The organism is Candidatus Melainabacteria bacterium, assembly GCA_003963305.1.
Classification (GTDB): Bacteria; Cyanobacteriota; Vampirovibrionia; order Obscuribacterales; family Obscuribacteraceae; genus PALSA-1081.
In genome coordinates this window covers 25,012-35,719 of record RXJR01000044.1, presented here as the reverse complement: position 1 = coordinate 35,719, position 10,708 = coordinate 25,012, and the positions used below count along the sequence as shown (strand labels likewise).

10 protein-coding genes are annotated in these 10,708 nt (G+C 55.2%); 3 read left to right on the top strand and 7 right to left on the bottom strand.

Annotated features, from left to right (window positions below; translation table 11 throughout):
• Positions 1-198: 198 nt before the first annotated feature.
• The 4 genes from EKK48_31430 to EKK48_31415 form a co-directional block, all read right to left on the bottom strand.
• Entirely contained in the window at positions 199-456 is a 258-nt protein-coding gene (locus EKK48_31430) for a hypothetical protein (protein ID RTL34495.1), read from the bottom strand.
• Positions 457-508: 52 nt separating this feature from the next.
• A complete protein-coding gene (locus EKK48_31425) occupies positions 509-784 on the bottom strand; it encodes a hypothetical protein (protein ID RTL34494.1) in 276 nt (91 codons plus the stop codon).
• 121 nt (positions 785-905) lie between these two features.
• Complete coding sequence (locus tag EKK48_31420) at positions 906-1,949, bottom strand: hypothetical protein (protein RTL34493.1); 1,044 nt, start codon at positions 1,947-1,949, stop codon at positions 906-908.
• A 99-nt stretch (positions 1,950-2,048) separates the two neighbouring features.
• Positions 2,049-2,954 (bottom strand): hypothetical protein, encoded by a 906-nt coding sequence (locus EKK48_31415; GenBank protein RTL34492.1) that lies wholly within the window; start codon positions 2,952-2,954, stop codon positions 2,049-2,051.
• Between the two features lie 719 nt (positions 2,955-3,673).
• Between EKK48_31415 and EKK48_31410 the strand changes: the two genes are divergently transcribed.
• Entirely contained in the window at positions 3,674-4,126 is a 453-nt protein-coding gene (locus tag EKK48_31410; protein RTL34491.1) for a hypothetical protein, read from the top strand.
• Positions 4,127-4,142: 16 nt separating this feature from the next.
• Here the strand turns inward: EKK48_31410 and EKK48_31405 are convergent, their stop codons facing one another.
• Positions 4,143-4,895, bottom strand: coding sequence for an SDR family oxidoreductase (locus EKK48_31405; GenBank protein RTL34490.1), 753 nt, complete (start codon positions 4,893-4,895; stop codon positions 4,143-4,145).
• 6 nt (positions 4,896-4,901) lie between these two features.
• Positions 4,902-5,420 carry a glutathione peroxidase gene (locus EKK48_31400; GenBank protein ID RTL34496.1) on the bottom strand — a complete coding sequence of 173 codons (519 nt, stop codon included), beginning with the start codon at positions 5,418-5,420 and terminating at the stop codon, positions 4,902-4,904.
• Positions 5,421-5,750: 330 nt separating this feature from the next.
• On the opposite strand from EKK48_31400, the gene EKK48_31395 reads away from it, so the two are divergent.
• Both EKK48_31395 and EKK48_31390 read left to right on the top strand, forming a co-directional pair.
• Entirely contained in the window at positions 5,751-8,078 is a 2,328-nt protein-coding gene (locus tag EKK48_31395) for a hypothetical protein (protein ID RTL34489.1), read from the top strand.
• Positions 8,079-8,624: 546 nt separating this feature from the next.
• Positions 8,625-9,977 (top strand): hypothetical protein, encoded by a 1,353-nt coding sequence (locus tag EKK48_31390; protein ID RTL34488.1) that lies wholly within the window; start codon positions 8,625-8,627, stop codon positions 9,975-9,977.
• 5 nt (positions 9,978-9,982) lie between these two features.
• Here the strand turns inward: EKK48_31390 and EKK48_31385 are convergent, their stop codons facing one another.
• Entirely contained in the window at positions 9,983-10,666 is a 684-nt protein-coding gene (locus tag EKK48_31385) for a response regulator transcription factor (GenBank protein ID RTL34487.1), read from the bottom strand.
• Between the last annotated feature and the right edge of the window lie 42 nt (positions 10,667-10,708).

Sequence of the window (10,708 nt, the reverse complement as noted above, 5' to 3'; positions counted from 1 at the left end):
CATAGTTGTTTCTCCTTTGCCTTGCGGCGGTTTTGGTTTGTTGCCTTGCGGCGTTGATTGCCCGACGGCGTGATTGCCTTCGGGCGCTTGGTTTTGGGAACGTTTTCCCCAGTCAGACCCCATGCCTGGTCTGACCAGCACCGGAATTTCACCGGCCCCACCGCAGGATGGTGCGGATAGGGGATGTGTCTCAGCTCGTCACGACAGCGACGGCTTCGACTTCTCGTTGCAGCGCGTGATCACGGCGACCACGCAGGCGAGCGCGATGGCGGCACCCATGAGCGGGAAGCTGTGGATGTACAGCGACGCGCCGGCTGCGATCATCACCGCCGCCATGTAACCGCGCGAGTGCTGACGCATCGAGCAGTAGATGATGACGGCGAGGACGACTCCGATGAGCACCTGCGTGGCGCACGACATCGCCTGGGTCGGCAGGACATTGATTGTGTAGTTCATGACCTTCTCTCTTTTCTTGGTTGAGAAACAGGGAACGCTTAGAACGTGTCTCCTACTTGCGCAGGTGGTTCTGCACGTCCAATCCGTAGTCGATCTGCTCTTGCGTGCAGACCTTCTCGTCGACCAGAATCTCGCCGGTGAAGCGGGTCTTCTTGTTGGCGAGCTTTTCCGCCTCGGTGAGAGCGGCCCGTTCCGCTTGCTGGATGGCAAGCGCGTTGTCGACCTGGGCGCGCGTGGCGAACCCGAGGGCGATGAGGATGTCGCCGATGAACGACTTGTTGTTCAGTTCGGCGGGGATGCTGTCAGTGGCGGGATTGAACTTCTTCATGAGGCATTGCTTTTGTTAGTTAATCGACCTGTTGTCGCCTTGCCGGTCGGTCGGTGCCGGGGCGTTTGTTGTTGTATGAGCAAAGGAGCAGCCCGAAGGTTATCCGGGCTGCTCCTCGCTCTCAGTCTTCCAGTTCGACCGTGACGTCGGCCGTCCCGGAATCGTCACCGCCATCGCCCTTGGTGGCACCCGGCAGACCGGGCTGGTTGTCCCTGGCCACCTGGTCGGCGCGTGCGTCATCAGCGATTGCCTCAAGCTCGCGCTCGAGGATCTCGCTTTCCGTCATGGCGTAGGTGCCTTCCGGCGCCCACGGCTGAGGCGGGTACTTCCTGTCGACAGCCGCGCGCAGAGCCACGGCAGCCGCGTCGGGCTTGGTCTTGATCAGCACCTCCATCATGGCGGTGTAAGCCTTGATCGCCACCCGCTGGTGGGTCTCGAACGGCTTGCCACGATAGCCCCACTTGCCCTCACGCTCCGACCACTCCGGCGCCGAGATGACGCGAACCTCGAGCTTGGTCTCGAAGTCGCCGCTCTCGATGTAGCGCCAGGTGATCACCGACACCTCGAGATAGGTGCCAGCCTGATTGTCGAACTCGGGCTGACCGAACAAACGCTTGCGCTTGCCCACCTGCCAGTATTCGCGAATCAGTGAGGTGCTGCCGGTGGCGCCCGGGTACCAGCCGTTGGGCTTGGCCCGCTCACCATGTGTGGCAGCGTCGTAGGGGCGACCCTCGCTCAGCTCCTGGGCGTGCTGCCAGGCGTCGAAGTCGAGGATCTGGTAGAACAGCCGGTTGCTCAGGTCGAGCCCGGGACGACGCCCATCGATCTGGATGAGGTCGTACCGAGCGGCGATCTGACGGAACGTCGAGAGGACGTCGATGCGACCGTGCCGCGAGATGTGGCTGATGTAACCGCGGATGGCGTCGCCGTCTGCGGTGGTGGTGGGCACGTGCACGTCGATGGACGCGCCGTTACCCTGGGGCGACACCGCCTCGGGCACCGTCAGCTGGTGATGGTTGTCGACGCCGTGCCCGCCACCGTGGTAAGCGAACGAGACGTGACCGCCCGAGTGAGTGCCGTGACCGGAGAAGAACAGCGCGTCTTTGGTGATGTGACCGTCGTGACCGCCGTGTGCTCCGTCGTTGTGTCCAATACCATGGTCCATAAGATTCTCCTTCTTGTTTTGTGCTGCCGTTTCAGGGCAGCGGTTTGAAAGAAAATGCTCAACGGACCCGCGTGGAAGCGGCGTTCACGTTCAGCATGTTTAGGCGGTGGCGCTCAGTTCGTCCACCGCATGTTGTGCGAGTTGTGCCTGGTAGGCCGCGCAGGTCGACCTGAACGGGCACTTCTCGCAGTACCAGCCGGGCTTGCCGGGGAACTCAGCTGCGTCGAAGGCAGCTTCGATACCGGTAATCACCTCGCGGATTTCCGCCAGCTGTTGCCAGTCGCGAGAACGCTTCTTGAAGCCGATGCTGACTTCGCGAGGCTTGTCCTCGGGGTTGTCGCTGTCGCCGAGCAGGCGGATGACGAGCTCGATCGACACGTTCTGGTAGATGACGTCGATCCCGAATTCGTTGACCAGCTCCGCCAGGAAGGAGTTCTCCTTGAGGGCGTAGGTGGGCTGAATGTCGAGACGCTTCGCTTCTGCGAAGAGCTGGCGCTTCTCTTCGTCGAGTTGCTTGCCGATCACGAAGCCGAGGAAGTGCAGGAAGCGCTTCTGATAGCTCGTGACATGACCGGCAGTCTTCTCGTCGATGATCTGGAGCACGGGGCCACGGTCATCGCGAGCGAATCGCGTGAAGTCCGGCTTGGCCATGAGCGTCCAGCGCGTCACTTCGTCGAACCACTTGAACTGGCGCTGCGTGCGAACCGCGCTGGCGCGTTCGTCGGAGCGAAGCTCGTCGGAGCGGCTGACGCAGTTCTTGACGCGCTGCAGCGCTTCGACCGTCTGGTCCTCATCGGCAATCTGCTGCATGGCAGCTTCGATGATGACCTGACGCTTTTCGAGGTCCGACGTGGCGGTGGCGAGCTCGACGGCCTTGCCGACGATCTGAGCGACCTGCTGTTCGGGGGAAACTTGACCGCGGTTTTTGGCGACGGTCTCACGAAACTTCTTCCGGCATCGCAGGAAGAGTTCCATCTTCTGATGCGTAAGTGTGTTCATTGGCATAACGATTTCCTTTTCTAGAAGTGATGTGGGCGCGCTACTTGCGCGACCACGGGAAGAATTTCCCCAGTCATGTCCCTGTACCTGACATAACCAGCACCGGCACCGGCAAAGTTGTCTGCCGTATCCGGCCCCACCACAGGAAGGTGTGGATAGGGGATGTGGGTGGAGCTAGCGCAGCGAGAGAGGGCGATTCGCTTGGCAAGTAGTCAAAATCCCAGCATCGATGAGGCGCTGGGATTTGGCTGGAAGTTCGTTGAGTATTGGGTTTTCGGGTTCGGGTGAGTAGCTCTGGTGGATGGGTGTGATGTTTATATGTGTGTTCACCCTATAGGAAGACGGGGATGTCAAGCAATATGCGCCGCTATAGATCTACTCGCGCGAAGAGATCAACAGCCATAGATACTGATTTACTGAGATCTGAGTACTCGCCCGAAATACTTAATTAGTAAGGTGTATTAATGGGGCACCCCCGCCGCCCCGACAGAAACTGCGACGGCATGGTGGAATTACTAGTGATATTCAAGATCGACGGTTAGCGCGCTTCTGCCAGCTTTTCGTTTAATGTTTGTATCTTAAAGTCGGCATGGCAAGCCACTTTCAGTGTGTAACGCCAAGATTAGAGACTAGCGGAGCTGCGCGTTGTATATGAGCTAGCACTAAGGTGGCTTCGCTAGCCTTCCGCTTGCTGAATTTTCTCGGGCTGAGGTACAAGAGTGTCTATGGACTTTTTGACTGTTGGTGTTGTCGTTGTGGTAGTTGGCGCAATTGCGCTTGCAATAACTTATGCTGCCCGACGAAATAAAGTGCGTGCCTATTTAGCCAACATCGAAAATCCAGCACCAATTCAATCAGCACTTTCGGTGCCCGATGCTATGCGACAGGTTCGCGCTGTTTTGAAGAACAGGGATTTTTCCACACGCAAGTGGCAGATCAAAGAAGACAATCCAAACGGCATGATCATGGCGATTTTAGCTTTTGATGAGGATCTCGGAGCACTGGCAGCGGCAGCGAAGCGACAGATCGTTTTGACCGTCAGCGTCACACCCGAGGCTGAATCAACCACAGTGAGACTTCTATTCAACGTCTACGCGACCTTCGGCAGAATAAGCGCAGATGCAATTTTGAAGGAAACTACCAGTTCAATCAAAGAGGCTGTTCAGGCAGTTCTTTGAAGACGGATTGCACATGTTAACGTGCGATAGCGCGGACAGATGAAAGACCACCGTCAACGGAAAGCGATTGCCCGGTCACCCAACTGCTCTCGTCGCTCAGCAACCAGTCGATCACGCGAGCTATTTCAGTGGGCTGGCCAACGCGAGCCAGGGGATAGAGTTGCAGAACGCCGTTGAGCAGAGTCGGGTTCGTTACCACTTTGCGGGTCAGGTTCGTCTCCATGATGCCAGGCGCGACACAGTTGACTCTGATGTTCTGTCTTGAGTAGCTCGCAGCGGCAGAGCGCACCAGGCCTTCCACGCCTGCTTTAACGGCTGAGAGACCGTCATGGTTCGACATGCCGACTTTAGCCGCTACAGACGAGACGAGAACTATCGAGCCACCTGACTTTGCCATAACTTTCGACGCCGACCTGACCACGGCGAATGCAGCTGTCAGATTGGCTGCAATCAGAGCCTGCCAGTCAAGGGCAGTAGTGATGTGGGCCGGCTTGAGCAGAAGAGACCCGGTCGTACAAACGGCGCCATCGAGCCGACCGAATCGCTCAACTGTAGCCTGGACGGCTGAGTCGACCTGACTGAAGTCGGAGGCGTCGGCAACGAATTTCTCAGCGCCGAGTCTCTGCGCCAGCGTATCGAGAACGACCTCGTCGCGTCCGACCAGAGCGAGGTCGGCGCCTCGTCCGTGCAGTCGATCCGCCACGGCCGTACCAAGCCCTCCACAAGCGCCGACCACGAGGTAGACAGGCTTACCAGTTGATTCGCTCATGACGATTTACCCGTTTGGTGCTGTTGCCAGCAATTTTTCTATCTCGGGACTGATGTCGAGCGGGTTGACGTCTGGTGCGTAGCGCTTCACCACATGACCGGATCGGTCGACGAGGAATTTGGTGAAGTTCCACTTGATCGCTTCAGAGCCAAGTACACCCGGAGCCTTCTCTTTCAGGAATTTGTAGAGCGGATGCTCGCTTTTGCCGTTGACGTCGATTTTGCTGAACATCTTGAATTTGACGCCGTAATTTTTCTGGCAGAAACTGCCAATTGCTTCGTTGTCACCGGGTTCCTGCTGTCCGAACTGGTTGCATGGAAAGCCCAGTATGGAAAGACCCTTGCCTTCGTACTTCTCATGCAACTGTTCCAGTTGCTTGTATTGAGGTGTGAAACCGCACCGGCTGGCAGTATTGACGATCAGTAGCACCTCGCCTCGATATTGGCTCAAGTCGACGTTCTTGCCATCGAGCCCGGTGGCTTCGAACTTGTATACCGTGTCTGCTGCATTGGCGGCTTTATCCATTTTTTTCTCCGTTTTCATACTGATGCCAGGTGCTGCACTGATTGCCAGAAGAGGAATCATCATAACCAGCGCAGTGACAATCTTTGACTGCGTTGTTGCGATGGTTCGCTTGCGTTGGCTGGCTGGATTTATCTTGGTCACGTGCATTTCCTCTCGACAGTAGCACCTCTCACGCTAGCTAGAATGAATCACCGGGGTGAACCTCCTGTGAACGCTCCACGGCTCGGATAAAGTTTGCTGAAAATTTCTGGTTACCGTAGTTTCACCACTGCAAGCGACGGTGGTTTTTTCTATTCTTTCAGAACATCTTCGTTCAGCGATTTTAAAAATATGCCAGGATTAGACTTCAGCGCTTCAGAACATGCGCCGACCCGTGAGGGTCAGGATGCCTCTGCCAGGCTGAACCAGGAGTCGAATCAGATAGGCATGACAGGCTTCGCTGGTGGCGCGGCGCGCATCGCTATCACCACAGCTGATGGCATCTACCATACACCCGAAGGCCTCAAAAACGCTGTCGCATACGAGGTTGAACACCCTCTCCATGCTCTTGAAACTGTGGCCAGTTCGGCGGCGTTTGCAGCGGCTTTAAAAGTGGCGCTGCCTGAAGCCGGTCCGGTCGGCAAAATAGCGGGGCTGGCCATGGGTGCATGGTTCGTTGGCAGCGCTGCGCCAGGTTTTTACGATGCTTACAAGACCGGTCTGAATGCTAAAACCTGGTCTGAGATGAGCCGGTCGGGGCAGCAGTGGGGAGACGCTGCCGGCACGCTCGGTGTGAACGCAGCGCTTGGTTACGCCGGCTTCAAGGTCGGCGCAGGCATATCAGGAAACATTCTGGCGCGTGAATCATTCGACAAGTTCGCCGATATCAAACAGAATTTCTGGGACAGCACAACCGACAGGGCACGCAGCCTTCTTAAGCTGGATACGACTGTGCCAACTGCCTCAACTGTTCAACTGCGTCCCAATTTTGTTGGGGACGGTGACAAAATCAAACTGTTGGATAGTTTGCAGTCCGCGCCGGAAGGCGCCCGAGTCGTCGGACACGCTGACCTCGATGCACCTATGAATGCTACCGTCATGCTCAAGAGCAAAGCGTCCGTCTTGATGATGGATCGTTACATCAACCGCATGTCCACTGGAAAGGCTCAGATGCTGACCGACGAAGCCGGGGCTTATGAGCAGAAGTTTGGATCCGAGCAGGCTTCCCTTGATGCAGTTACTGATTTTGCCAGACAGTACAACCTGAAAGTAGCAGAGTCTGATTTGCGCTCCGGTAAAGTTTTACTGGTCGGAAGAACCGGTGATTTCCAGAATGCTTTCAATCTGGACCTGCTCAACTACGCGACCGATGAAGGTGTGCACATCGGGCACACTCAAGCAGTGTCACTGCCCAAGGAGCTGGCACCACATGTTCGCGCCGTTCTTGGCACCGATGAGCGTGCTGTAGCGACGACAAACTACCGCGCTCAGAAGATGGAAGCACCTGCGGCCGATGACGGTTTCGTCAAACAGGGTGGTTACCTGGCTACAGAAATAGCCCGGGCGCAAAACTTTCCGCTTTCCTCCGGTGGGGAAGGTCAAAGTGGAGCTTTCATCAGTTTGAGCGGCGGCATCGAGCTGGCTGACTATAACAAGTTTTTTGCCGAGCACGGTCTCGAGCAACCAAAGCCGTTGCGTGTGGTCGAGGTCGACGGTGCCAGGAACTCCCCGGGGAGCCCGCACGGTGGAGATATAGAGAACTCACTGGACGCTGTGCAGATGCAGTCGCTCGCGCCTAAGGCTAACATCGATATGGTGCTTGGTCCAAACAGTGACCAGGGGTTTGCCGATGTCTTCGAGCGCAGCATTTTTCCTAAGAACGGCGAAGCCCAAAAATCTGTGGTGAGCGCCAGTTGGGGGCTTGGTGAAAGTAAGCAAACTCCCCAGGCTTTGAATACATTGAGCATTGCCTTCAGGCAGGCAACAATTCGCGGCGTGCAAATCTTCGCTGGCGCCGGCGACAATGGCGCTCGCTCAGTCTCGAATATACATCAGCCCGAATTTCCCGCCTCTGATCCGCATGTAACCGGCGTCGGCGGTCTTAAAATGGTGCTTGGACCTGACGGCAAAATGCAGAGTGTGACGACCTGGAATGAAGGCGAAAGTAGTTCTACGGGCGGTGGCGTCAGCAGAATCTTTCGCTTGCCCTGGTGGCAGCGAGATGCAAACGTTCCCAATAATATTGATACTGGAAAACCAGGACGGGGTGTGCCGGATATCTCTACCAATGCAGCCAAATCAACGGGCTTCCCGGTGCGGGTAGGTGGTCAGGACCTGGTTATTGGTGGTACCAGTGCTGGTGCGCCGCTTTATGCTGGTTTGATGTTGAATATCAACAGCGAGCTGGCGGCAGCCGGTCATAATCCAATTACGCCTCTTAACCCCTGGTTGTATGCACCGGCTCAGTCGAACTTGTTCCATGACGTCACAACAGGAAATAACAATGGCTATGAGGCTGGAAGGGGCTGGGATCCAACGACCGGGCTGGGTTGGGTGGATGGACAGGCTATGTTGGAAAGCATGAAAAATTATCGCAGTGCCGCTAACAGCATCAAGGTGGCTGACTTTATGGGCAGCGTCAGTTCAACCAATCCAGGTCAAGATCACAGCAAACGCTGAGCTGATCGTGTCAGCCCAACTGTCTCTGGATGGTTACTCAGTTGTGTGATGCAAATGTCATTAACGGGCTGTAGTCGGTGGTCTGAGGATCATCTATGGCGTCTATTCCTTCCATGCGTTTGACATGCTCTACTAGTGAAAGCTGCCGAGGACTGTGTGTGCAGGGTTTCGGGAGCATGAACTCTCAATTTAATGTTCATGTCGGCGAAATGCCAAGTTGGTGGCCGGGTTTTGCCAACTTGGTGCCTTATGGTTAACACACTGCCTCTTTTGCATACTTACCAACCTTTCTTCTTCAGCGTTCTAAAGTTTCGATTGACTTTTGCTTTGGGCAAGCTCTGAGGTTGCGCCGATCTTTCGAGCGGCGCAATCCGGCAGAGCCATTTTAACAACGGGTGATGCTATATGACACATGATTTTCAGAGGATTTCAGAAGGGCGGAGTTTGCCTGATTCAGAAGGAAGAGACACCTTTCGAAAAAGGGAGCAGCTAATTTCTGGTTTTAATGATCTGCCAAGCAATCACAGTTTCGACAGCAGCCTTCAGATGAGCTCTGACGGGCAGTTGGATTTTGCTCCTCTTTCTGATCATCGTCTGGCTTCATCTGTGATCAATGAGGGTCTCTTTCGAGAAGTCAACCGTGGCTCTTTTGTTGATGGTGGACCGGGAAAAGTCAACCAAGAGTCCGAGAGAGCCAGTGTTGACGCCCTGTTCAGTAAATTAGCCGACCATGCTGAGGTTCGTGCTGTCGATGCTCGTTTCGCCGAGCCTGGGTCAGGGGGAACGCTGCGCAGAATAACTGGCGATCGGTGTGAACACAGCGAGTCTTCGGGTAAGGGCGGCGATGAGACTGAATCACAGGGCTCACGAAGAGGGGTGCAGCGCCTTGTCGAGGCGATGGAGGGTCTCGACAGGACGATCGCAACAAGTTTTTCGGGCACCGCCGATGGCGGCATTTCAGCCCTTGCCTCGGCTCTTGAACTGCAGCAGCAGATGTTGGAAGATCCTGATCTGAAGCAGCATGCACAATTGGATCGCAGCATTTTAGCTTTAAACAAGCAGCTTGCCGGCTTGTTGGCACAACTTCCAGGTGGAGAGCAATTGTTCACTGAGCTGCTGTCGATTGAGCGGCAAGCTCTGGCTGCTATCGGGTCGGGTGACTTGCCACCACCAGTAGAGTCGCCTGCCGGACCCTGTCCTGCTCCGGAACCCGCGCCGACAGAGCCCAAGCCTACTCCAGATCCCGCACCGGAGCCAAGACCTGTTCCCAGACCCACACCCGTTCCAGAACCATCACCAGAGCCGCAACCCAAGCCTCAACCGAATCCAGTTGATGGAACTGACCTGTCCACCGTCTTTCGCAGAGGCGATTCAGGTGTTACACAGGACGAGTTTCAACATGCCGTTGACGTTGCTAATGCTTTACCTGAGGAAATGAAGCAGACTCTGCTTGCAAACGGTATTAGCATGTCGGTTCGCAGCGGATTCGATGGTGGAGCACAGGGTCAAAACAACGGCATCTCTGGTGAATTCTATGCTGACAGCGGATTGTCGGATCAAGCCGAGGTGCATGAGCTCTATGAAATGTATGGTCAGCTCAGCAACGGCGGTCCAGGCAGTTGGAGTGACAACAGGGCTGTGGCTCTTGCCGATGCAGGCATGAGAGCAGTTGGTAATTCTGTTTACTATGAGGGCGATTTGAACGATACTGTGGGTGAACTGAAAGGAGATGGAGATCATCTCAGCAACGCCTTTACAGCTGATTTCTTCGCCACACATCCAGGTTTGAATCGCGATTCATACGGTCAAAGCACCCTATCGCGGACCGTGCAAGATGATCCTGCTTTGACGGCATACATCGCACAGGCTCTGGGTTTGGTTGATGCAGCAACAGTGTGACGCCCTCAACTATCTTCGAGAAACTCCAGTTTGTACCCTGCCCCTCTTATTGTGTTGATCAGTGACGGTGTCCCTTCAACATCGATTTTCTTTCGTAAGCGCTTGATGCAAGTGGTAACGGCTTCGACGGTTGCTTCTGAATCAGCGGCCCAGACACGGGTTAGTATAGTTTCTGGTGCAAATACTCGATTTGGGTTGCGCATAAAGAACTCGAGCAGATCGAATTCTTTTGGCAGCAGAGAGACTTTGTTACTGTCTACCAGGACGGCATAATTGTTTTTGTCGAGCTTGAGATTGGCAAAGGTCAGTACATTGCCTGTATAGGCAGGAGGTCTGCGAAGTAAAGCACGAATTCGGGCGGTCAGCTCTTTGCCATGAAAAGGTTTAGTCAGATAGTCATCAGCACCGGCATCGAAGCCGCGTTCTTTATCTTGAATCGAGTCTTGTCCCGTCAGCATAAGTATCGGTGTAGTGCCGCCGCTTGCCCGGAAGTCGCTCAGTACCTGCATCCCATCCATCAGGGGCATGGTAATGTCCAGTACAACCAGGTCGTACTCCGAGATTTTCAGGCGCTCTATGGCATCCAGACCGGTGTGTACCATCTCGACGTTATGGTTGTCTTGTAACAGCCAGCCTCTAATTATGTTGCATAGCTGCACATCGTCGTCGGCAAGAAGGATCTTAGGCATAAAAAGAAGGGAAATAGTGACATAACTGGGAATATTCAGTTT

Coding starts and splice junctions, on each gene's coding strand:
- EKK48_31420 (RTL34493.1), bottom strand. CDS start 1,949: ATGGACCATGGTATTGGACACAACGACGGAGCACACGGCGGTCACGAC.
- EKK48_31405 (RTL34490.1), bottom strand. CDS start 4,895: ATGAGCGAATCAACTGGTAAGCCTGTCTACCTCGTGGTCGGCGCTTGT.
- EKK48_31395 (RTL34489.1), top strand. CDS start 5,751: ATGCCAGGATTAGACTTCAGCGCTTCAGAACATGCGCCGACCCGTGAG.
- EKK48_31415 (RTL34492.1), bottom strand. CDS start 2,954: ATGCCAATGAACACACTTACGCATCAGAAGATGGAACTCTTCCTGCGA.
- EKK48_31430 (RTL34495.1), bottom strand. CDS start 456: ATGAACTACACAATCAATGTCCTGCCGACCCAGGCGATGTCGTGCGCC.
- EKK48_31400 (RTL34496.1), bottom strand. CDS start 5,420: ATGGATAAAGCCGCCAATGCAGCAGACACGGTATACAAGTTCGAAGCC.
- EKK48_31410 (RTL34491.1), top strand. CDS start 3,674: ATGGACTTTTTGACTGTTGGTGTTGTCGTTGTGGTAGTTGGCGCAATT.
- EKK48_31425 (RTL34494.1), bottom strand. CDS start 784: ATGAAGAAGTTCAATCCCGCCACTGACAGCATCCCCGCCGAACTGAAC.
- EKK48_31390 (RTL34488.1), top strand. CDS start 8,625: ATGAGCTCTGACGGGCAGTTGGATTTTGCTCCTCTTTCTGATCATCGT.
- EKK48_31385 (RTL34487.1), bottom strand. CDS start 10,666: ATGCCTAAGATCCTTCTTGCCGACGACGATGTGCAGCTATGCAACATA.